This is a genomic window from Pseudomonas sp. 1 R 17, assembly GCF_900067035.1.
GTDB lineage: Bacteria > Pseudomonadota > Gammaproteobacteria > Pseudomonadales > Pseudomonadaceae > Aquipseudomonas > Aquipseudomonas marginalis.
Map to the genome: position 1 here is coordinate 22,845 of NZ_FKLB01000048.1, position 23,241 is coordinate 46,085.

At 60.9% G+C, this 23,241-nt stretch carries 17 protein-coding genes; 4 read left to right on the forward strand and 13 right to left on the reverse strand.

Annotated elements, in window-relative coordinates; translation table 11 throughout:
- Window positions 1–58: 58 nt before the first annotated feature.
- Genes BFP99_RS16940 through rluC form a run of 3 tightly spaced genes read right to left on the reverse strand, consistent with a single transcriptional unit; the run spans window position 59 to window position 2,672 of the window.
- Window positions 59–1,042, reverse strand: coding sequence for a S49 family peptidase (locus tag BFP99_RS16940; protein ID WP_027607802.1), 984 nt, complete (start codon window positions 1,040–1,042; stop codon window positions 59–61).
- Window positions 1,043–1,063: 21 nt separating this feature from the next.
- A complete protein-coding gene (locus BFP99_RS16945; protein ID WP_065947758.1) occupies window positions 1,064–1,726 on the reverse strand; it encodes an HAD-IA family hydrolase in 663 nt (220 codons plus the stop codon).
- Complete coding sequence (rluC, locus tag BFP99_RS16950; RefSeq protein ID WP_053140114.1) at window positions 1,713–2,672, reverse strand: 23S rRNA pseudouridine(955/2504/2580) synthase RluC; 960 nt, start codon at window positions 2,670–2,672, stop codon at window positions 1,713–1,715. The genes BFP99_RS16945 and rluC overlap by 14 nt, the downstream gene beginning before the upstream one ends.
- Before the next feature lie 768 nt (window positions 2,673–3,440).
- Between rluC and rne the strand changes: the two genes are divergently transcribed.
- Window positions 3,441–6,638, forward strand: coding sequence for a ribonuclease E (gene rne, locus BFP99_RS16955; RefSeq protein WP_083221208.1), 3,198 nt, complete (start codon window positions 3,441–3,443; stop codon window positions 6,636–6,638).
- 80 nt (window positions 6,639–6,718) lie between these two features.
- On the opposite strand, the gene BFP99_RS16960 is transcribed toward rne, so the two are convergent.
- The 3 genes from BFP99_RS16960 to BFP99_RS16970 all read right to left on the reverse strand — a co-directional run bounded on the left by BFP99_RS16960 (window position 6,719) and on the right by BFP99_RS16970 (window position 9,804).
- The gene (locus tag BFP99_RS16960; RefSeq protein WP_065947760.1) at window positions 6,719–7,306 is read right to left on the reverse strand and encodes a nucleotidyltransferase family protein; all 588 of its coding nucleotides are present in this window, start codon (window positions 7,304–7,306) and stop codon (window positions 6,719–6,721) included.
- The gene (locus tag BFP99_RS16965; RefSeq protein ID WP_065947761.1) at window positions 7,306–8,292 is read right to left on the reverse strand and encodes an XdhC family protein; all 987 of its coding nucleotides are present in this window, start codon (window positions 8,290–8,292) and stop codon (window positions 7,306–7,308) included. The genes BFP99_RS16960 and BFP99_RS16965 overlap by 1 nt, the downstream gene beginning before the upstream one ends.
- Window positions 8,293–8,463: 171 nt before the next feature.
- Entirely contained in the window at window positions 8,464–9,804 is a 1,341-nt protein-coding gene (locus BFP99_RS16970; RefSeq protein ID WP_065926173.1) for a dicarboxylate/amino acid:cation symporter, read from the reverse strand.
- Between the two features lie 339 nt (window positions 9,805–10,143).
- Between BFP99_RS16970 and BFP99_RS16975 the strand changes: the two genes are divergently transcribed.
- Window positions 10,144–11,142 carry an AraC family transcriptional regulator gene (locus BFP99_RS16975; RefSeq protein WP_065947762.1) on the forward strand — a complete coding sequence of 333 codons (999 nt, stop codon included), beginning with the start codon at window positions 10,144–10,146 and terminating at the stop codon, window positions 11,140–11,142.
- A 151-nt stretch (window positions 11,143–11,293) separates the two neighbouring features.
- Here the strand turns inward: BFP99_RS16975 and BFP99_RS16980 are convergent, their stop codons facing one another.
- From BFP99_RS16980 to BFP99_RS16990, 3 genes are read right to left on the reverse strand one after another with little or no spacing between them, the layout of a single operon-like run.
- Window positions 11,294–12,640, reverse strand: coding sequence for an ATP-binding protein (locus BFP99_RS16980; protein WP_065926175.1), 1,347 nt, complete (start codon window positions 12,638–12,640; stop codon window positions 11,294–11,296).
- Complete coding sequence (locus BFP99_RS16985) at window positions 12,637–13,314, reverse strand: response regulator (RefSeq protein ID WP_017138377.1); 678 nt, start codon at window positions 13,312–13,314, stop codon at window positions 12,637–12,639. Before BFP99_RS16985 ends, BFP99_RS16980 begins: the two co-directional genes overlap by 4 nt.
- Before the next feature lie 18 nt (window positions 13,315–13,332).
- Complete coding sequence (locus BFP99_RS16990; protein WP_065926176.1) at window positions 13,333–13,641, reverse strand: hypothetical protein; 309 nt, start codon at window positions 13,639–13,641, stop codon at window positions 13,333–13,335.
- A gap of 136 nt (window positions 13,642–13,777) precedes the next feature.
- On the opposite strand from BFP99_RS16990, the gene BFP99_RS16995 reads away from it, so the two are divergent.
- A complete protein-coding gene (locus BFP99_RS16995; RefSeq protein ID WP_065926177.1) occupies window positions 13,778–14,503 on the forward strand; it encodes a 4'-phosphopantetheinyl transferase family protein in 726 nt (241 codons plus the stop codon).
- A gap of 105 nt (window positions 14,504–14,608) precedes the next feature.
- Here the strand turns inward: BFP99_RS16995 and BFP99_RS17000 are convergent, their stop codons facing one another.
- Window positions 14,609–16,219 (reverse strand): ATP-binding protein, encoded by a 1,611-nt coding sequence (locus BFP99_RS17000; protein WP_065926178.1) that lies wholly within the window; start codon window positions 16,217–16,219, stop codon window positions 14,609–14,611.
- On the reverse strand, window positions 16,216–16,941 hold the full coding sequence (locus BFP99_RS17005; RefSeq protein ID WP_065926179.1) for a response regulator: 726 nt from the start codon (window positions 16,939–16,941) through the stop codon (window positions 16,216–16,218). The genes BFP99_RS17000 and BFP99_RS17005 overlap by 4 nt, the downstream gene beginning before the upstream one ends.
- 736 nt (window positions 16,942–17,677) lie before the next feature.
- On the opposite strand from BFP99_RS17005, the gene BFP99_RS17010 reads away from it, so the two are divergent.
- On the forward strand, window positions 17,678–20,572 hold the full coding sequence (locus BFP99_RS17010; protein WP_065947763.1) for a ribonucleoside-diphosphate reductase subunit alpha: 2,895 nt from the start codon (window positions 17,678–17,680) through the stop codon (window positions 20,570–20,572).
- Window positions 20,573–20,705: 133 nt separating this feature from the next.
- Here the strand turns inward: BFP99_RS17010 and BFP99_RS17015 are convergent, their stop codons facing one another.
- Window positions 20,706–21,791 (reverse strand): hypothetical protein, encoded by a 1,086-nt coding sequence (locus tag BFP99_RS17015; RefSeq protein WP_141690792.1) that lies wholly within the window; start codon window positions 21,789–21,791, stop codon window positions 20,706–20,708.
- Between the two features lie 140 nt (window positions 21,792–21,931).
- Complete coding sequence (gene flgE, locus BFP99_RS17020) at window positions 21,932–23,236, reverse strand: flagellar hook protein FlgE (protein ID WP_065926182.1); 1,305 nt, start codon at window positions 23,234–23,236, stop codon at window positions 21,932–21,934.
- Between the last annotated feature and the right edge of the window lie 5 nt (window positions 23,237–23,241).

Below are 23,241 nucleotides of genomic sequence, written 5' to 3' on the forward strand. Positions count from 1 at the left end.
CAACCAAATGTGGGAGGCGGCTTGCCCCCTCCGACATTTATCCATACTGACTAAAATCTCAGCGCAGCGCCGGGCCCTGGAAGCCCATGTACAGCGCCAGCTTCTCAGCCACGCTGGCGCCGAGCTTCTTGGAGAAACGATCAAACGGCGACTCTTCAACGGTGAAGTCCACCAGTTCTTTCTCGCCGACCACATCCCGCGCTACCGAACTGGCACTGCCCAAACCATCGATCAGCCCCAGCGGCAATGCTTGCTCGCCCGACCACACCAACCCGGAGAACAACTCCGGATGATCTTTGTCCTTCAGGCGATCCCCACGGCCCTGCTTCACGCTGGCGATGAACTGGCGATGGGTAGTGTCGAGCACGCCTTGCCAGAACTGGGTTTCATCGGCCTTTTGCGGCTGGAACGGATCAAGGAACGACTTGTGCTCGCCCGAGTTGTAGGTACGACGCTCAACCCCCAGCTTCTCCATGGCACCGACAAAGCCGTAGCCAGCCGCCGTCACACCAATGGAGCCGACAAGACTGGCCTTGTCGGCGTAGATCTGGTCGGCGGCACTGGCAATGTAATACGCGCCCGAAGCCCCTAGGTCGGAAATCACCGCGTACAGCTTGATATCCGGGTGCAGGCCGCGCAGGCGGCGAATCTCGTCATACACATAACCCGATTGCACCGGGCTGCCGCCTGGGCTGTTGATGCGCAGGATCACGCCCTTGACCTTGGGGTCTTCAAACGCGGCACGCAGACTGCTGACGATATTGTCGGCGCTGGCAGGTTCCTTGTCGGCAATCACCCCCCGCACTTCGATCAACGCGGTGTAGTTGGCGCCACGGGTCGCGCTCTTTTCCATGTCCATCAGCGGGCTGAACAGCGCCAGCATGAGCAACAGGTAAGTGAAGGTCAGCAACTTGAAGAAAATCCCCCAGCGCCGCGCACGGCGTTGCTCCTGGACACTGGCCAGCAGCGTCTTCTCCAGCAGTTTCCAGCTCTTGTCGTCACCGCTTTCAGCCTTTTCAGGCGCTTTCCACTCGTCACTCATGCCATCAACCCCAGCAAAGACTTATTGGGCCCGACCGAGCCAGGCCTGCAATTCAGAAAAATGATCAATCGTGACCCTCGGCTCGTATTGCTGCAACGCCTCGGCGGACTGGGCGCCATAGCTGACTGCCACGCTGTCCATGCCGGCGTTGCGCGCCATCATCAGGTCGAAGGAAGCATCACCTACCATCAGCGCCTCACGCGGCGACACACCGCAATGGGCAAGGATCTGCTCCAGCATCAGAGGGTGAGGCTTGCTGGCGGTTTCATCTGCGGCACGGGTGATGTCGAAATAATCTTCAAAACCGTGGGCACTGAGCACCCGATCCAGGCCGCGACGGGCCTTGCCGGTGGCGACGGCCAGGTGATAGCCCTCGGCGCGAAAAGCCTCCAGCGACTGCGCCACACCCTCGAACAACGGCGAAGGTGTGGCTTCCAGCGCAATGTAGTGATCCGCGTAATGCTCGCGGAACGTCACCAGTTCAGCGTCGCTGATCTCGGGGTACAAGGTGCGGATCGCCTCAGGCAAGCCCAGGCCGATAATGCCTTTGACCGCCAGGTCAGTGCACAACTCGAAGCCCGAGCGGGTCGAAGCCCTGTGCATCGACTCGACAATCCCACCGATGGAGTTACACAGGGTGCCGTCCCAATCGAAAATCAGCAGCTTGTAGTCAAGGTGCGACACTCAAACGCTCCACGGTCTTGGCCCACATCTCATCGACCGGCGCCTGCAGCTTCAGCTCGCCGCCGTCAGGCAGCGGCACGGTGAGCATGTAGGCGTGCAGGAACAGGCGCTTGCCGCCCAGGTCGCGGATTTCCTTGGAAAAACCCTCGTCGCCGTACTTGGTATCACCGGCGATGCAGTGACCGGCGTGCAGGGTGTGCACACGAATCTGGTGGGTACGCCCCGTCACCGGCTTGGCCTCGACCATGGTGGCGAAATCACCAAAGCGACGCAGCACCTTGAACAGGGTCAGGGCTTCCTTGCCCTCCTCGTCCACTTCGACCATGCGCTCGCCAGAGCGCAGGTTGCTCTTCTGCAACGGCGCGCGGACGCTCTTGATCGAGCTGGCCCAGTTGCCGCGCACCAGCGCCATGTAGCGCTTGTCCACGCCATCGCCGCGCAGGGCGGTGTGCAGATGGCGCAACATGCTGCGTTTCTTGGCGATCATCAACAGGCCGGAGGTGTCGCGGTCCAGGCGGTGAACCAGTTCCAGCTCCTTGCAATCCGGGCGCAGCTGACGGAAGGCTTCGATCACGCCGAAATTCAGGCCGCTGCCACCGTGAACCGCAATACCGCAGGGCTTGTTGATCACAATCAGCTTGTTATCTTCGAAGACAATCGATGCCTCAAGGCGCTGCAACAGGCCCTGGGCCAATGGCACGGGCTCATCGCGCTCAGGTACGCGCACGGGCGGCACACGGACAATATCGCCCGCCTGCAACTTGTACTCAGGCTTGATGCGGCCCTTGTTCACGCGCACTTCGCCTTTGCGCAAGATGCGGTAGATCAAGGTCTTGGGCACACCCTTGAGCCTGGCCAGGAGAAAATTATCGATGCGTTGGCCGGCATATTCCGGCGAGACCTCGAGCAGCTGGACGCTGGGGGTCTGGGGGGCGGTAGTCGTCATGGCGGCGATGATAACAATTTTTTATGGAATTGAAGCACTTAATCATTACTGCTATAGTCGCGAACGCCGCCAAAAGCGGCCTGGGCAGAGGACTAGCGGCAAACTGCCGGCCCTGACCATCGCAATTCATCAGGACGCGAGGCCGTCCTACGGGGCTTTCGCCACCCTGGAAGGCTCGAGATTGTAACAAGCGCAGGTGACATGAGGCCTGAAGCGAGTGCAGAAAGCAGAGTGAATACTCGCGTTCTGCGCCGATATTTACGGCCAGTTCACAAAGTGCAGTCAGTCTTGAGCCAGACCACGGCGAATGCTTCGGAAACAACGCCTGTTAAGAGCTGAGTGAGAGCGCAATCGCCCCTTACTCAGTCTTGTTTAGCCATGAGCGTGGACTCCCCATTGGAGAACACGGTAAATGCCAACCCGCTGCGGATTCTGCGCGCGGCAGCACCCGAATTATCAGGGATACGTGTAGGGTGGAGATGCACAACCGTCGGACCGTGTAGCACTAGGCTTATATTTAGACGCTTCATCTCGTCCACAGTCGCCGGTTGATTCCTCCTCCTGACCTTAGCTTTTGTTGAAGTGGTGCCTTTGTCACCACCGCTAACAAGCAGGACGCGTCCGTCGCGATACCGGCCCAATTGGCCGATTTTGCTGGACACTGGAGTGGCCAACCACTCTTGACGCACCTGACACCGACCGTGAGAAGTCGTGTGTGCCGAACGCCGTTTCCGGCAGCCCGGAAACCGACGGTACAACATGAAAAGAATGCTGATTAACGCAACTCAACCCGAAGAGTTGCGTGTTGCACTGGTAGATGGCCAACGCCTCTACGACCTGGACATCGAATCCGGTGCACGCGAGCAAAAGAAGGCCAACATCTATAAAGGCCGTATTACTCGCATCGAACCAAGCCTTGAGGCTGCCTTTGTCGATTTCGGCTCCGAGCGCCACGGCTTCCTGCCCCTCAAAGAAATCTCCCGCGAATACTTCAAGAAATCCCCCGAAGGCCGCGTAAACATCAAGGACGTCCTGAGCGAAGGCCAGGAAGTCATCGTTCAGGTCGAAAAAGAAGAACGTGGCAACAAGGGCGCCGCCCTGACCACCTTCATCAGCCTGGCCGGCCGTTACCTCGTGCTGATGCCGAACAACCCACGTGCCGGCGGCATCTCCCGTCGCATCGAAGGCGAAGAGCGCAACGAACTGCGTGAAGCGTTGAACGGCCTGATCGCACCGGCCGATATGGGCCTGATCGTGCGCACTGCCGGCCTGGGCCGCAGCAGCGAAGAAATGCAGTGGGACCTCGACTACCTGCTGCAACTGTGGACCGCCATCAAAGAAGCCTCCCTGGATCGTTCCGCGCCGTTCCTGATCTACCAGGAAAGCAACGTGATCATCCGCGCCATCCGCGATTACCTGCGCCAGGACATCGGCGAAGTGCTGATCGACAGCGTCGAAGCCCAGGACGAAGCCCTGACCTTCATCCGCCAGGTGATGCCGCAGTACGCCAGCAAGATCAAGCTGTACGAAGACAGCGTGCCGCTGTTCAATCGTTTCCAGATCGAAAGCCAGATCGAGACCGCTTTCCAGCGTGTGGTCGAACTGCCTTCCGGCGGCTCCATCGTGATCGACCCGACCGAAGCCCTGGTGTCCATCGACATCAACTCGGCGCGCGCCACGAAGGGTAGCGACATCGAAGAAACCGCCCTGCAGACCAACCTGGAAGCGGCTGAAGAAATCGCCCGCCAGCTGCGCCTGCGTGACATCGGCGGCCTGATCGTGATCGACTTCATCGACATGACCCCCGCCAAGAACCAGCGCGCCGTGGAAGAGAAAGTCCGCGAATGCCTGGAAGCCGACCGCGCCCGCGTACAGGTCGGCCGCATCTCGCGCTTCGGCCTGCTGGAAATGTCCCGTCAGCGCCTGCGTCCATCCCTGGGCGAGAGCAGCGGCATCGTCTGCCCGCGTTGCAACGGCACCGGCATCATCCGTGACGTTGAATCGCTGTCCCTGGCGATCCTGCGCCTGATCGAAGAAGAAGCCCTGAAAGACCGCACCGCCGAAGTCCGCGCACAAGTGCCGATCCCGGTTGCCGCTTTCCTGCTCAACGAAAAACGCAACTCGATCACCAAGATCGAACTGCGCACCCGTGCTCGTATCGTGATCCTGCCGAACGATCACCTCGAGACGCCGCACTTCGAAGTACAGCGCCTGCGTGACGACAGCCCGGAAGCCCACAGCGGCCAGTCCAGCTACGAAATCGCTGCCGCCGCCGCCGAAGTGGAAGAAGTCCAGCCAGCCGCCGCGACCCGCACCCTGGTGCGCCAGGAAGCCGCCGTGAAAACCGCGCCAGCCCGTGCCAACGCACCGGTGCCGGTTGAAGCCGCTGCCCCGGTTGCCGCACCGGCCGCCCTGCCTGAGCCGAGCCTGTTCAAGGGCCTGGTGAAGTCGCTGGTCAGCCTGTTCGCCACCAAGGAAGAGCCTGCGGCACCGGTCGTGGTTGAAAAACCTGCGACCGAACGCCCAGCACGCAACGAAGAGCGTCGCAACGGTCGCCAGCAGAGCCGTAACCGCAACGGTCGCCGTGACGAAGAGCGCAAGCCGCGTGAAGAACGTGCGCCTCGCGAAGAACGCGCACCACGTGAAGAGCGTGCACCTCGCGAAGCGCGTGAAGAAACCCCGGCCGTAGCCCGTGAAGAACGTGCACCGCGTGAAGAGCGCGCACCACGTACCCCACGTGCGCCGCGTGAAGATCGCAAGCCGCGTGGCGAGCGTGAAGAACGCGTGCGTGAACTGCGCGAGCCATTGGATGCCGCCCCTGCCGTTGCAGGTGTTGCAGCCACTGCCGCTGAAGAGCGCCCAGCTCGCCAGCCGCGTGAAGAGCGTGCACCGCGTGAAGAGCGCCAGCCGCGCCCACCGCGTGAAGAGCGTCAACCACGTGCCGAGCAAGCCGCTGCCGCCAGCGAAGAAGACGTACTGGCCGGCGAAGAGCAATTGCAGGAAGACGGCCAGGACAACGCCGAAGGCGATCGTCCACGCCGCCGCTCCCGTGGCCAGCGTCGTCGCAGCAACCGCCGTGAGCGTCAGCGTGATGCCAATGGCAATGTGATCGAAGGCTCGGAAGAGGCCGGCGAGAACGCAGAAGCCGCCACCCACGAACCGACCGGTGCCGAACTGGCTGCCGGCCTGGCCGTTACCGCAGCGGTTGCCAGCTCGGTGATCAGCGCACCGGCTGAAGCCCAGGCGCATGAACAGGCTGAACGCGCGACTGCCACTGTTGAAGAAACCGCTGCTGTAGAAGCGCCAGTTACCGAGACCCCAGTGGTTGAAGCACCGGTCGTTGAAGCAACTACCCCTGTCGAAGCCCCAGTGGTTCCGGAAGTGGAAGTGGCACCGATCCGCGACGCCCAGCCAGAAACCGAAGTGGTTGCAGTTGAAGCCGCTCCGGTTGTTGAGCCTCAGCCAGTAGTTGAAGCCGCCGCTGAAGCCCCGGCTGTCGAAGAAGCTGCCCCGGCAGTGCGTGAAGTTCGCGAAGAACAGACCGCCTTCCAGTGGACTGCCGAACCTGCCGCCCCGGTTGAAGCACCAGCGCCTGCACCGGTGGTAGAAGAAGCGCCTGCGCCGGTTGCCGAAGCAGTGGTTGCCGAGCCTGCGCCAGCCGTCGAGTCTGCACCGGTGGTTGTTGAAGCACCGGTGGTAGCCGAAGTCGAAGCACCCGTGGTAGAAGCGGCACCGGCCAGCGCCCTGACCGAAAACGGCCGTGCGCCGAACGACCCACGTGAAGTGCGTCGTCGTCGCAAGGAAGCTGAGGCAGCTGCCGCCGCTGCTGCTGCCGCTCCAGCCGTAGTCGAAGCTGTCGAGGCGCCAGCCCCGGTTGCTGAAACCGTGGTTGAGCACACTGCTGCTGAAGCAGTGGTAGAGCACAAGGCCCAGGAAGAAGAACACGAGCCTAAACCCCTCGCCTGATTCCATCCGCCACTAAAAAGCCCCGCCTGAGTGATCAGGCGGGGCTTTTTTATAGATCTCGAAAACAACGAAGATCAAATTTAGTCTGGGTTAAAAATTAACCGTTTCGGCAGATCCACATCCCACAGAACACCCGCATCTTCCACCTGCACTTCCCGCACCCGGGCACGTGCGAACAATGGCTTGCCTCCACGATCCCCGGTCAGCGCCATCAGGTCCGGACCAAAAGCGCGACCAAAGGCCACTGGATGCCCATAGTCACCCGCCTGCACCGGCACGCTGATGCCATCCTCCTCCAGCGCGTCAATCACCCGTTCAATGCTCGATGATTGGATAAACGGCATATCCCCCAACACCACCAGCCAGCCATCCGCCGAGGCGCTGGCCGCGACGGCTGCGGCGATGCTCTCGCCCATGCCGGCTGACGGCAGCAGCAAGACCTGGCAGCCATACGCCTGGGCCAACCGAATGACCTCCGTGCGATCCGGCGTGGTCACCAGCCAGCGCGCCACCAGGCGATCCGGCAAATTCACCAATACCTGCTCGATCACCGGACGCATCACCCCATCACGGCCCACGCAATTGGCGAGCAACTTATCCTGGTCAGCCCCCGCTTCGGCTCGGAACCGGCTGCCCTGCCCCGCCGCCAAGACAATCGCCGTCACCATTACTCAGCAACCACCGGCAGGGGCTTTTTCTGCATCGGCGTCACGCCGTTCTTGATCGCGACAATTTCCGCCATCAACGACAAGGCGATCTCCGCCGGCGTATGGCTACCGATATGCAGGCCAATCGGCCCATGTAAACGCGCAATCGCATCCGTCGACAAACCCAGCGCCGCCAGATTCTCGCGACGCGTCTGGCTATTGATTCGCGAACCCAGCGCACCGATGTAGAAGGCACTGGAGTTCAGCGCCGTCAGCAACGCCATATCATCAAGGCGCGGATCATGGGTCAGGCAGACAATGGCCGTGCGCTCGTCGGTCTGGATATTCAGCACCGCCTCATCAGGCATACCCGGCACGAAGCGGCCGTGCTGCTCTTCCCAGCCGTAGACAAACTCGCTACGCGGATCGCATATCAGTACTTCGAAATCCAGCAGGCGCGCCATTTCCGCCACGTAGCGCGACAGTTGCCCGGCACCGATCAACAGCAGGCGCCAGCGCGGGCCGTAGATAGCCCGCAGGCGTTCGCCATCGAAGGTGACCACATCGGTCTTGTTCGCACTGCTCAACGTGACTTCACCGGAGACCAGGTCCAGTTCCCGCGCGACAATTTCATGCGCCTCGCAACGCTCCAGCAACTGCGCGACCCAGGCCCAGTCTTGCACCCGCTCCTCGGTCAAGCGCAGGGTGCCGCCGCATGGCAGGCCGAAACGCGCCGCCTCGTCGCGCGTCACGCCGTAGGTCACCAACTGCACCGGCGGCCCGTCGTGCGTCAGACGGCCATCCTGCAAGCGGGCGATCAAGTCGTCCTCGATGCAACCGCCGGACACCGAGCCGATCACCACGCCATCCCCCCGCAACGCCAACATGGCGCCCGGTGGACGCGGCGCGCTGCCCCACGTCTGCACAACGCTATACAACACCACCTGCTGCCCGGCGCGGCGCCATTCGAGCACGCTGCGCAGGACATTTAAATCAACACTGTCCATAACTTCTCCTGCCAGTCTGCGTTTGGAACGTACCGTGTGGCGCGAATTTCATCGAGTCATTGACTGTAAGTCAAAATATTCCAAAAAAGTAATCCTCCACAAACGCAAACGCCCCGAACCAGTCGGGGCGTTTGCGGATAGCTGTCAGCGTGGGTTCACGCCATCAGCGGCTTACTTGATCACCGGTGCAGGGCCTTCGGCCACGCCCAGGTCATCTTCTTCACGGGTGTCGGAGATACTGCGACCACCGGAAGCCAACTCGCTTTGCAGTTGGTCGGTGTCCAGTTCCTTGACCCACTTGGCCACAACGAGGGTGGCAACGGCGTTACCCACCAGGTTGGTCAGTGCACGGGCTTCGGACATGAAGCGGTCGATACCCAGGATCAGCGCCAGGCCGGCAACCGGCAGGTGGCCGACAGCCGACAGGGTGGCTGCCAGTACGATAAAGCCGCTACCGGTCACGCCAGCAGCACCTTTGGAGGACAGCAGCAGCACCAGCAGCAGGGTGATCTGGTGGGTGATGTCCATGTGGGTGTCAGTCGCCTGGGCGATGAACACGGCCGCCATGGTCAGGTAGATCGAGGTACCGTCGAGGTTGAACGAGTAGCCGGTCGGGATTACCAGGCCGACTACGGATTTCTTCGCGCCCAGACGCTCCATCTTGATCAGCATGCGTGGCAGTGCGGACTCGGAGGAAGAAGTACCCAGTACGATCAACAGTTCTTCACGGATGTAGCGGATCAGTTTGATCACGCTGAAACCGTGGGCGCGGCAGATACCGCCCAGCACCACCAGCACGAACAGCAGGCAAGTGATGTAGAAGCAGATCATCAACTGGCCCAACTGCACCAGGGAACCTACACCGTAGGCACCGATGGTGAACGCCATGGCGCCCAGGGCACCGATTGGCGCGAGCTTCATGATCATGTTGATGATGTTGAACATCACGTGGGCGAAGCGATCGATGAAGTCCAGCACCGGCTTGCCGTAGGCACCCAGGCGATGCAGGGCGAAACCGAAGATCACCGAGAACATCAGCACTTGCAGGATGTCGCCGTTGGCGAAGGCGCCGACGATGGTGTTCGGGATCACATTGAGGATAAAGGCGACAATACTCTGGTCTTTACCGGCAGTGACGAAGCCCTGGATTGCCGCAAGTTTCGAAGGCTCCAGGGTTGATACATCAATGTGCATGCCGGCGCCCGGTTGCACAACGTTCACCACGATCAGGCCGATCAGCAGTGCGATGGTGGAAACGATTTCGAAGTACAGCAGCGCGTAGCCACCGGTTTTGCCGACCGATTTCATGCTTTGCATGCCGGCGATGCCGCTGACAACGGTGCAGAAGATGATCGGGGCAATGACCATTTTGATCAGCTTGATGAAGCCGTCACCCAGTGGCTTGAGCGCCACACCGGTCTGCGGGTAGAAGTGACCGAGCAAAATACCGATAACGATTGCAACGATCACCTGGAAATACAGGGATTTGTAGATTGGCTGACGAGTCGTCATTGCAGAGTTCCTCAATCGTCCCGTGTGGCAAATATCCGCCATTGCCCACGACACTTGAATTGCGAACCCTCCTGCACTGGAGGGATTTGTTGTTTGCGAAGCCTGTAGCACCAGGCCTGCGCTGTAATCCTTATCGCAAACGCCGTGCCACTTTGCTGAAAACCCCTGGGGGCCTTAAGACATCAGGGCTGCGGATTTCAAAGCCCCCTCCGAAGAGCCGAATCGGCTGGCGGATTTCCGCCGCACCGCCCAATCCCGTCCTACAATTTGGCGGATATCCGCCTTGTTGCCCTGCCGGGTGATGACTACCATCCGCCCTTCCATGGACGAGGGCCCCGCATGCGTGAACGTACCATCGCCAGCCATTACGCCCGGGCAGCCCTGGGCGGTGCGCGTCGAACCGGTTACGACTATTCGGGCCTGTTGCAACAGCTGGGCATCACCCCGGAACTGTTGACCGAACCTCGCGCCCGCATTGCGCCCGAGCAATTCACCCGGCTGCTGCAAATGCTCTGGCTGGCACTGGACGATGAGTATCTGGGGTTCGCCGACGGCCCGAGCAAACGCGGCACCTTCGCCATGATGTGCCATGCGCTGATCCACTGCCGCACCCTGGAGAAGGCTCTGGAACGCGGCTTATTATTTTATAGCCTATTCCCACAAGGCCCGCGCTGGCAGCTGACACGAGAAGGCGAAATGGCCCGCCTGAGCCTGGATGATTCTCACCTGTGGGACCCGGATCACTTCCTCAGCGAATGCCTGCTGGTGATCTGGCACCGCCTGGGCAGTTGGCTGATCGGCCAGCGCATTCGTTTGCACCAGGCCACGTTCAGCTACCCGATGCCGGCCCACGCCGCTGAATATGACCTGCTGTTCCCCTGCGCCCAGGTGTTCGGTGCCCCGCACAGCAGCCTGGTGTTTCCCGCCCGCTACCTGAGCCTGCCATTGTTGCAGGACGAACGTACCCTAAAGCATTTCCTTGAGCGTTCCCCCGCCGACCTGCTGTCACGCCCGGATGAAGGCGACAGTTTGAGCAGCCAGCTGCGACGCTTGTTGAGCCGCGACCGCACGCCTTGGCCAGACCTGGAGGCCGTCGCCCAGCATTTGCACGTCAGCCCGCAAACCCTGCGCCGACATTTGCGCGAAGAAGGCACCAGCTTTCAGGCGCTTAAGGATGAATTGCGGCGGGACATCGCCATCTACCACCTGGGGCGGGCGGATTTGTCCTTGCCGGCGATCGCCGAGCAGCTGGGGTTCTCCGAACCGTCGGCGTTTCATCGGGCGTTCAAGAAGTGGACGGGACTGACACCGGGGGCCTATCGGGCGCAGGAGAATTAGAGGGGTGTTGTTTGTGAGGGCCTCATCGGGGTGCAAGCCCCCGATAGGCATAAGTATCTACACAACTTCAGTAGGATAACGCGTAGCAGGGGGCTCGGCTCAAGATGTGTAGATACTTATGCCCGGACAGGGCCAGCCCAGCCACTGAAGATCACACAGACGGAAAGTGAATCTTGAACGCCGCCCCACCCAGCGGCGAATCCCCCAGGGTCAGTCGTGCGCCGTAGCTTTCTATGATGTCCTTGACCACCGCCAACCCGATCCCCTGCCCCGGATGCTGACGGTCCAGGCGCTCGCCCCGTTGCAGAATCCGTGCACGCTGGTCCGGCGGCACCCCGGGGCCGTCGTCCTCGATGCACAACTCGAGCCCTTCGGAATTTTCCACCAGGCTGACGCGCACTTCACTCAGGCACAACCGATAGGCGTTTTCCAGCAGGTTGCCGAGCAATTCAAGCAGGGCGCCCTTCTCGATCGGTACATCGCATTCGTCCGGCAGTTCAAAGGACACCGCGACGCCCTTGTCGCGGTAGACCTTGCCCAGGGTATCGCAGAGGCTTTGCACTACCGGTTCCAGGCGCACCTGATGGCGCACCAGGCCGCTTTTGCGCAGGCTGGCACGCTGCAGCTGGTAGCCGATCTGCTGGCTCATGCGTTCGATCTGGGATTGCAGCACCCAGGCCTGGTCGCGATCTTCCGGACGTTGCGCCATGTCTTCGCTCACGCTTTGCAACACGGCGAGTGGCGTTTTCAGGCTGTGGGCCAGGTCATCGAGGGAGTCGCGGTAACGTGCCCGTTGTTCGCGCTCGCTGTGCAGCAGGCGGTTAAGGGAGCCGGTGAGACGCAGCAATTCGCGAGGGTGTTGCTCGGAGAGGCTTTCGCGGGTACCGCCTTCGATCTGGTCAAGCTCCTGGCTCAATCGCCGCAGGGCCTGCAGGCCCCAGGTCAGGCCGAGCCACAGCAAGGTCAGCAACACCAGCAGTGCCGCGCCGAAGCCCAGGTAGAGGTTTTCGCGCAGGCCTTCGAGGGTCAATTGGTATTCGCGCACCGGTTGCAGGGCCACGATACTGAACGCCGCACTCTTGCCGCCGAGCAGCCTGACCTCGACGTCATAGACGAAGAACTCCTGCCCGTCGGCCTCGCGAATCCGCGCAAACTCATTGCCGCGCCCGTCATAGCGCGGCTTGTAGTTGATGTTTTCGTCCCGGGTGGCCCGCGAACGCCACACCAGGTGGCCTTCGCGGTCATAGATATAGCCGAGCAACCGGCTATCGGTGAGGTTGAAGCGTTCATCCGGCAACTGCGCCGGCATCAGCAGGCGATTGTTTTCCACCCGCGCGGCGGAGATCAGGGTGGTGACGTCCGACGCCAGGCGCTGCTCGATGGAATCCTGCAATGCCAGGCTGAACGCGCCCTGCATGGCGGGCAACAGGCCCAGCATAAACAGCACGGCCAGGGTGGCGGCCGCCAGCATCAAGCGCACACGTAGCGAGCGAATCAACGGCAGCGCTCATTGAACAGGTAGCCCAGGCCACGCACGGTGTCGATCGGCTTGAACCCCGCCGGGCCTTCCAGCTTGCGGCGCAGGCGGCCGACCAGCACTTCAATCACATTCGGATCGCGCTCATCGTCGTCGGGGTAGAGCTGCTCCATCAGGCGGTCCTTGGCGACGACCTGCTGGTGATGGCGCATCAGGTATTCGAGGATGCGATATTCATAGGCGGTCAATGCCAGGGGCTGTTCATCGAGGGATGCCTGCTTGCGGTTGAGGTCCAGCAGCAAGGGCCCGGCGACGATGGTCGACTGGGTAAACCCGCTGGAGCGGCGCAGCAAGGCGTTCATCCGCGCCTCCAGCTCTTCGAACTGGAACGGCTTGACCACATAGTCGTCGGCCCCGGCGGCCAGGCCTTCGACCTTGTCCTGCCAGTTGCCACGCGCGGTGAGGATCAGGATCGGAAAGGTCTTGGCCTGGCTGCGCAGTTGGCGGATCAGGTCCAGGCCGCCCATGCCGGGCAGGCCCAGGTCGATGATCGCCAGGTCATGGTTGAATTGACCGGTCTGGTACAGGGCCTCTTCGGCATTGGCCACGGCCTCGACCACGTGGCCGCTGTCGGTCAGGCGGGTAAACAGGTGATGGCGCAACAGCGCCTCATCTTCCACCACCAGCAATTTCATAAGGCTCTCCAAAGCAAATCAACTGTCCGACAGAGGGATATCATAGCGGCCCTGCAGGTCTTGCGGGCGCAGTTTAATACCGTTGAACCGGCCGCTCAGGTGTTCATAGCCGGCGCGATAGCTCGGCTGCGGGGTGGCCTGGCCAAGGGACTGCCCCCAGGGCGTGGGCTGACTGCCAGCATCTTCGATGCTGACGCGCTGCATCAGGATGCTGGACTTCTTGGTTTTCTCACGACCGAATGCGGCAAAGGCACCATCGGAGGCCTGAACCCCGACGGTGGCACTGAGCATGGTTAAGGCCAACATCAGCTTCTTGATCGCAGTCATGGTGTTACCTCATTACGCGTTTGGCTGTGAGGCCAGACTACGCAAGCGCCCCTGAACTCCCCCTGAACAGGCTTTGAACCTCGCCTGAATCACGGCGGGCTATCCTCTTGCCCATCAACTCGGCAAAATACCGCCCATGACGCCCCTACCCGCTTGCTGCACCCCACTCGACGCCCATTGGCCGCTGCCCGACCCCTTGCCGGGCACGGTGTTTCTCAGCACCCGGTTCGATCCTGCATTGCTGGCACCTGGCGACTTCCAGCATTGCGCCGTGCCGCCACCGGCGAGTATCCAGCGTTCGGTGGCCAAGCGTCAGGCCGAGTTTCTCGCCGGCCGCCTGTGTGCGCGCGCGGCCCTGCAACAGCTCGATCAGATCAACTGCATCCCGGCGATCGGCGAAGACCGCGCACCGGTGTGGCCCGCCCACATCAGCGGTTCCATTACCCACAGCACCGGGCATGCCGCCGCGATTGTCGGGCACAAGGCGCAATGGCGTGGGTTGGGGATGGACCTGGAGAACCTGCTGAGCCTGGAACGGGCGGAGCGCCTGGCCGGGGAAATTCTGACGGTGCAAGAGCTGCAGCGTATGGCTGATGTGCCGCGAGAACAGATCGCCTTGCTGGTGACGCTGACGTTTTCGGTCAAGGAGAGTTTGTTCAAGGCGCTCTACCCGATCGTGCAGAAGCGCTTTTATTTTGAACATGCCGAGGTGGTGGAGTGGTCAGAGGCCGGGCATGTGCGCTTGCGCTTGCTCACCGACCTGTCCAGCGAGTGGTGCCACGGCAAGGAACTATCGGCGCAATACTCAGTGAATGATGGCCAACTGTTGAGCCTGGTAGCCGTAGCAGCTGTCGAGCCTTAGCGAGGCTGCGCCACGCGCAACTCGACGTTAGATCGGTAGCGCGGCCGACGCAGCCTCGCTTGCGCTCGGCAGCTGCTACGGATTTGCTCGGCGTGGGATAAGACGTCAGGGTTTGTCTTGATCTCTGGGCCAACTCAGGCTGAAGCAGGCGCCGCCCAGGTTGTTGCTCTTGCTGATCAACGCTCGCCCGCCGTGCCAATAAATGATGCGCCGCACAATCGACAACCCCAGGCCATGCCCGCCCGAGGCACGGGTGCGGCTGTCATCCAGGCGCAGGAACGGCGTGAAGATACGCTCCCAGGCACTTTCCGGCACACCGGGCCCGTCGTCCTCCACATCGATGCGACAGCGCACCTGGCCCACCTGATAACTGATCAACACCTGGCCCTGGGCGTGGCGCATGGCGTTGCTCACCAGGTTTTGCAGGGCGCGGTGCAAGTAGCGCGGTTCGGCATCGACCCAAGCGTCATCCCAATGTGCCGACGACAGGCAAATCCCCCTGGCCACAGTCACTTGCGGGCGCAGTGGCGATAATTCGCCGATCACTTGATCAAGCAGCGCATCGAGATCGACCCGTTGGAAAATCAACGCCGGCGCACCCTGCTCAAGCCTTGCGTAGGTGAGCATTTCATCCACCAGGCCGTCTAGGTCCTGGATATCACTGTCCATGCCTTCCAGGTACTTGCGCCGCGCTTCAGGCGTGGCGGCGTCGCCGATCATCTCCAGGCCGAAGCGCAGGCGTGCCACCGGTGTTCGCAGTTCATGGGACACCGCGCGCACCAGTTCGCGCTGGATTGCCAGCAGTTGCTGCAGGTGCTCGGCCATGCCATTAAAGGCCGCCGCCAGGCGCCCCACCGAGTCGGCACCCCGGGCCGGCACACGCACCTCGAGGTTGCCTTTGGCGATGCGCGTGGCGGCGGCTTCCAGGCCTCGGAGCCGGCGCTCAAGCTGACGCACCAATAGATAGACAATCAGGCCGATCAGGGTCAGGCCGATCAAGGCGATCAGGACCAGCCATTGCGCCGGGTACGGGCTCATCTGGTACAGCGGGCCGAGCTCCAGCACCCAGGGCGTGCCGACCATGCCGGCAAACACGCGGATCGAATCGCCGCCCTTGCCCAGGGCCATGACCGTATCGCCCTCCGATACACGGCGGCGTTGGTCGTCGTCCATATCGGCCTGATCCAGGGTCATCAGGTGCATTTCGAAACCAAAGCCCTTGGCTTCCTTTATATCCGCCAGCCGTTGCGGCTGCTCGGCCACGGGGAAGCGCACCAGTTCATCGGCCAGCAAGTAAATGGTCGCGCGGGCCAGTTGCTCGCTGATCTGCTGCACCTCCCCCGTCAGCACCCACTGTTCCTTATCGCTGACCAGGCGCAGCACCCGGGCGGCATGGGGGCCGGTCTGCTCCACCAGCACCTGGCCGCGTTGCAGGCGGGTGCGCTGGCTGAGGTCCAGTTGGGCATCGGTGAGGCCGCGCAATTCCAGGGGGATGCCGAGCAAGCGCTCCCACACGGCCAGGGCGCGCTGGCGTTCGATGGGGCTCATGGGCTGCAGGTTATCGCCCATCAAGGCAAAGGTGCCGTGGGCCAGGCGCTCGCGGTATTGGCCGCTGCGCACCTCGTTGAGCAGGTGCAGGGCCAGCACGCCGAGCAGCGCCACCAGAATCAGCGCCGCGCACATGCCGCCATAGATACGCAGGAAGATCGAGTTCACAACGGCATATCGGCAGCGGCTTCAGGGACGAACAGATAGCCTTTGCTGCGGATGGTCTTGATCAGCCGTGGGTGGATCGGGTCATCGCCGATTTTCGGGCGAATCCGTGAGATGCGCACATCAATGGAGCGGTCCTGGCCGTCGTAGCCTATGCCGCGCAGGGCGATAAAGATTTCTTCGCGGGACAGGATGCGCCCGGCATTCGCCACCAGCAGCCACAGCAGGTCGAACTCGGCACTGGTCAACTCGATACCGTCACCCTGCAGCCAGGCTTCGCGCAGGGCGTTGTCCACCAGCAGCGGGCCGAATTGCAGGCGGCGCTGGCTTTCCACGCTGGCGGGTTCGGCCGGCTCACTGCGGCGCAACAGGGCCTGGATACGCGCGAGCAACAGGCGCGGGCGCACGGGTTTGCACACGTAGTCGTCGGCGCCCATGTCCAGGCCGAGCACCTGGTCCATGTCGTCGGTGCGGGCGGTGAGCATCAGGATCACGCCGTCGTAGCGTTCGCGCACTTTGCGGCAAATGCTCAGGCCGTCTTCGCCGGGCAGCATCAGGTCGAGAATCACCAGGTCCGGTTGCTCGGCGAGGATCCGCGCCGCAGCCAGGGCGCCATCACCTTCCACGGAAACCCGCAGGCCGTTGCTTTCCAGGTAATCGCGGGTCAACTCGGCGAGTCGCTCGTCGTCCTCGACGATCAGGATGTGCCAGGCTTCTTGCTCCACGGGTGATCCTCGTTGTTATAAAGGGATGCGTTGGCCGAGGAGGCCACACCTTATTTGTAATGTTTTGAGGGCATAACAGAGGCCGATTGTAGTCATGCCCAAGCCCTCTCGCACAAGCCGGGAAATCCATTCGGTGATCGCGCTTTTCTGTGATAGGGTTCGCGCCCTCAAAAATCCAACCGGCTGTTTTCAACTTGGAATATTCAGTGACAAACGGCCGAATCCAGCAGTGCTGCGGCCTACACGGGTGTTCCACGTTTCATACACATTTTACCCACAACGTTATCCACAGGCAGTACGTTGCTAAGCCCCCCAAAACGCATTATCTTGTAGCTCGGCGCTAAAAAAACCCTACATGTAGGGTTTTCAGCGAAAAGACCCAACACAAATCAGACAAGAAACTCAAGCCCTTTCTTGCTCCTGTTGGGTCTAATCCAAGCATTTTTTGAAAGCCCAAACCGCTCAAGCGGATGGCAGCCGTTTTCCAGCTCCAACAGCGGAAAACGGTACGGGTGTTGCAGTGCTTGAACCTGGCAACTGTCACCCACCAGGAATACGGCCAAGGGCGTTTGAGCCCCGAACCGAAGACTTCGGCATGGAAGCGGCGCGATCAGCTCCCTTCCTCCTGTCCCGAAGTTGTTATGCCAGGCCCAGGCCTGCTGTAAGTGCTTCAGGACGGAACGGTGGGCACCGTGATGGTGCCCAAATAAATATAGAAATGTGGAGACAACCCCCCATGCAAACCGACACAACTCGCGAGAACCCGCAAGGCTCCGTGCCGCAGGCCGCTGATTCGAATATGGATCTGTCCGCCACTGCACCTGGCCAATTGCGCGTGATCAAGCGTAACGGGACTGTCGTTCCTTACACCGATGACAAAATCACCGTCGCCATCACCAAAGCGTTTCTTGCAGTTGAAGGCGGCACCGCTGCTGCCTCGTCGCGCATCCACGACACCGTTGCCCGCCTGACCGAACAGGTCACCGCGACCTTCAAGCGTCGCATGCCGTCGGGCGGCACCATCCACATCGAAGAAATCCAGGACCAGGTCGAACTGGCCCTGATGCGTGCCGGCGAGCAGAAAGTGGCCCGCGACTACGTGATCTACCGCGATTCGCGCGCCAAGGAACGTGCCGTCCGCACCCCGGCCGAAGAAGCCGCCGTGCAAGCGCACCCGTCGATCCGCATCACCCTGGCCGACGGCAGCTTCGCCCCGCTGGACCTGGGCCGCCTGAACACCATCATCACCGAGGCCTGCGAAGGCCTGGAAGAAGTCGACGGTGACCTGATCCAGCGCGAAACCCTGAAGAACCTGTACGACGGCGTGGCCCTGACCGACGTCAACACCGCCTTGGTGATGACCGCCCGTACCCTGGTTGAACGCGAGCCGAACTACTCGTTCGTGACCGCGCGCCTGCTGATGGACACCCTGCGTGCCGAAGGCCTGGGCTTCCTGGGCGTGGCCGACAGCGCCACCCACCACGAGATGGCCGACCTGTACGCCAAGGCGCTGCCTGCCTATATCGCCAAAGGTATCGAATTCGAATTGCTGAACCCGATCCTGGCCACCTTCGACCTGGAAAAACTCGGCAAGGCGATCAATCACGAGCGCGACCAGCAGTTCACCTACCTGGGCCTGCAAACTTTGTACGACCGTTACTTCATCCACAAGGACGGGATCCGCTTCGAACTGCCGCAAGTGTTCTTCATGCGCGTGGCCATGGGCCTGGCGATCGAAGAGAAGCACAAGGAAGACCGTGCGATCGAGTTCTACAACCTGCTGTCGTCCTTCGACTACATGTCGTCCACTCCGACCCTGTTCAACGCCGGTACCCTGCGTCCACAGCTGTCGAGCTGCTACCTGACCACCGTGCCGGATGACCTGTCGGGCATCTACCACGCGATCCACGACAACGCCATGTTGTCCAAATTCGCCGGTGGCCTGGGCAACGACTGGACACCAGTGCGCGCACTGGGTTCGTACATCAAGGGCACCAACGGCAAGTCCCAGGGCGTCGTACCGTTCCTGAAAGTCGTGAACGACACCGCCGTAGCGGTCAACCAGGGCGGCAAACGCAAAGGCGCCGTGTGTGCCTACCTGGAAACCTGGCACATGGACATTGAAGAGTTCATCGAGCTGCGCAAGAACACCGGTGATGACCGTCGTCGTACCCACGACATGAACACCGCCAACTGGATCCCTGACCTGTTCATGAAGCGCGTCTTCGATGACGGCAAGTGGACCCTGTTCTCGCCATCCGAAGTGCCGGACCTGCACGACCTGACCGGCAAGGCCTTCGAAGAGCGCTACGAGTACTACGAAGCCCTCACCGAATACCCAGGCAAGGTCAAGCTGTTCAAGACCATCCAGGCCAAGGACCTGTGGCGCAAGATGCTGTCCATGCTGTTCGAAACCGGCCACCCATGGCTGACCTTCAAGGACCCTTGCAACCTGCGCAGCCCGCAGCAGCACGTGGGCGTGGTCCACAGCTCGAACCTGTGCACCGAGATCACCTTGAACACCAACAAGGACGAGATCGCCGTTTGCAACCTGGGCTCGATCAACCTGCCGAACCACATCGTCAACGGCAAGCTGGACACCGCCAAACTGGAACGCACCGTCAACACCGCCGTACGCATGCTCGATAACGTGATCGACATCAACTACTACTCGGTGCCACAGGCGCAGAACTCCAACTTCAAGCACCGTCCGGTCGGCCTCGGCATCATGGGCTTCCAGGACGCACTGTACCTGCAGCACATTCCCTACGGTTCGGACGCTGCGGTCGAGTTCGCCGACAAGTCCATGGAAGCGGTCAGCTACTACGCGATCCAGGCTTCCTGCGACCTGGCCGACGAGCGCGGCGCCTACGAGACGTTCCAGGGTTCGCTGTGGTCCAAGGGCATCCTGCCGCTGGATTCGCAACAGATCCTGATCGAACAGCGTGGCCAGAAGTACATCGACGTTGACCTGAACGAATCCCTGGACTGGGCACCGGTACGTGCCCGTGTGCAGAAAGGCATCCGTAACTCCAACATCATGGCCATCGCACCGACCGCGACCATCGCCAACATCACGGGCGTATCGCAGTCGATCGAACCGACCTACCAGAACCTGTATGTGAAATCGAACCTGTCGGGCGAATTCACCGTGATCAACCCGTACCTGGTCCGCGACCTGAAAGCCCGCGGCCTGTGGGACTCGGTCATGATCAACGACCTGAAGTACTACGACGGTTCCGTGCAGCAGATCGAACGCATCCCGCAGGAACTCAAAGAGCTCTACGCGACCGCCTTCGAAGTGGACACCAAGTGGATCGTCGATGCCGCCAGCCGTCGCCAGAAGTGGATCGACCAGGCTCAGTCCCTGAACCTGTACATCGCCGGCGCATCGGGCAAGAAGCTCGACGTGACCTACCGCATGGCCTGGTACCGTGGCCTGAAAACCACTTACTACCTCCGTGCCCTGGCCGCGACCAGCACCGAGAAGTCGACCATCAACACCGGCAAGCTGAACGCTGTGTCCAGCGGTAACCACGGTGATGATTCGGTGCTCGCCGCGCCTGCCGGCCCGGCGCCAGTGCCAAAGGCCTGCGCGATCGACGAGCCGGATTGCGAAGCTTGTCAATAAGCTGAGCCGATCCCGGGGCTGAATGCCCAGGGCTTGCTCCCCCCCGATAGACCTGGATGCAGTAGGGTTTATCGGGGGGGTTTGCAACAAACACCGCAACGGCTTTATTTGGCGCCGGCATCCGCGGCACAAGTCATATGAAACCAAAGGCTATGCCTTCCGTTGGACGCCCTCCAACCTTCCCCCACAGCTCCTTTCTGCCGTGAACCACTGCCACCGAATGCAAAGACGTGTCGGCAGTACCGACGACCCCTTTGGCCAAATCGTCCAGGCTCACTTGCCTGACGTGGTTCTTCAAGCCCAGACGATCAAAGGCTTCCTTACTCCACTCCCCATCATTTAACGAAGCAAGCGCCTGCGCGTAAGTCATTCCCCCCTTACCATCGTTGCCTTCTTCTTGGGCGCGCTTGGCACTTACGGCAAACATAAAAATAGCTTCCTTCATCAGCTCCTTATCATCACCCTTGAAGTTCGCTGCGATGGCAGCCTGCCTCAATTCATCCTTAGTGAGATGAAGCTTATAGCCGTCCCGCATGGTTACGTCGTAGCCATCCCCAGCCTCTTTCACCTCCTTAAAAACATCAGTAGCCTTCTGACCAAAATGCATCATTGACGCTTTGATCGCAGAGACGGTTCCACAGTTACCCTCGGCCCCCTGACTAAATCCGGTAAAGACGTCCTTGGGTTTTTTACCGGGGTTATCAAGAGACAAATCGGGCCGATAATCACCGAGGTCTGCCCCACTGAAAAGCGGACCGCCAGAATTACGTGGCCCACCACCAGAATCACGTGGCCCACCACCGAAAACACTACTGTTATTCCCGTAACCGCCACTCACCCCACCACTGCGGCCGTGACTACCGCCGCCTCCCGGCGCCACACCTGACTCAGAGAACCATTCCCTTAACTGCTCCCTGAGAAACCCATGGGACGCACGAGGCGCATTAGATGTTTCATCCGCCCCGATCAACTCATTAAGGATGCCCTTGAACCTTGCATCGCCGAGCTCCTCGCGTTTTTCATAAAGTTTGTCGCGCAGCTCTCTGACAAGTTGGCTCTTGCCAGTAATTTTCGCATCCTCAAGTGCCCTGAGCAGGTTTCCGACGCTGTCCTTATGCGCAGTCGGCCCACCCCCCCAAGCCGGATACCACCCCGGTCCTACAGTATGAAAATGCGAATTGCTGCTGTGATGGCCAACCTCCGATAATAAGCTCCCCATGCCCCCTCTCCCGATGTCAGATAGCTCAATGGCTTTCGGATGATGGGTGACGCGACAGGCACAGAATGTTCCATTCGATTCTTGTCAAAAAAAAACCCCTCGATCGAGGGGTTTTTAAACAAGCGCATTACGCCATGGCATCAGGTCATCTGAATGATGGTCTGCATGATGGTGCTCTGGGTGGAGATGGTCTTGGCGTTCGCCTGGTAGTTGCTCTGGGCCTTGATCAGGTCCACCAGCTCGTTGGTCAGGTTGACGTTGGAGTTCTCCAGGGAGTTGGCCACGATCGAACCCAGGGTACCGGATTGCGGGGCATCGTAACCCGGCTGGCCCGAGGCGAAGGTCTCTCTCCAGGTGGTGCCGCCCGATGGTTGCAGGCCTTGCTCGTTGTTGAAGCTGGCCAGGGAGATCTGGCCGATGGCCTTGCTCTGCTGGTTGCTGAACGTGGCGAACATTACGCCATTGCCGTCGATTTTCAGGCCGGTGATCTGGCCAGTGGCGTAACCATCGGTGGTCGGCGGGTTGCGGTAACTGGCGGAGTTGTACTGGGTGATATTGGCCATGTTGACGGCAATGTTTGGCGCTGTAGCCTTGTTAGCCGTCCATACGCCGTTGGTCACCGAGCCCGGGATCCAACCGGTGAGCGTCAGGGTCGTGCCCGCCACACCACCGGTGCTGATACCCGTCAGTTTACCTGCACCGTCAAAGCTCAATATCGACGGCACGGGAGCAGTAGTACCGGTGGTGGTAGGCTTGGAGCCATCCAGGTTACGACCGTCAATCAGCGTGTAGGAACTCCACTGGTTGGCGTCGGTTTTCACCATGTACTGCACCATCTCGTGGGAGTTGCCCTGGGAGTCATAGAGGGTGGTGCTGTACTGGGTGGTGAAAGTGGTGGTGTCGGTCGGGTCGAACGGCTTGGTGGTCTGGTTGATCACCGGCTCCGACGAGTTCAGGTTGCTGGTGGAGTCCACTTTGGTGGACGCCTTCGGTGGCAGGTACGACAGGTTCAATTGCAGGTCGGTCAAGCCGCCTTTGATGATCTTGCCGTCGTCATCTGCCGCGTAGCCCTGCAGGCGCGAGGTACCGGTGTTGTTGGTGATATAGCCGTCTTTGTCGGCACGGAAGGCACCGCTACGGGTGTATTCCAGCGAGCCATCGCTGCCCTTCTGCACGAAGAAGCCACCGCCCTGGATCGCCATGTCCAGCACGCCGCCGCTGTTGTTGACGTCACCCTGGGTGAACTGTTGGGACACCGCTGCCAGGTTCACACCGTTGCCGATGCTGTTCTGGCCGGTGCCCAGTTTGGACGCGGCGTAGATATCCGCGAATTCCGCACGGGACGACTTGAAGCCAGTGGTCGCAACGTTGGCAATGTTGTTGCCGGTTACGTCCAGTTGTTTGTTGGCCGCATAGAGGCCGCTAAGGCCGATATTAAAAGACATGTTTC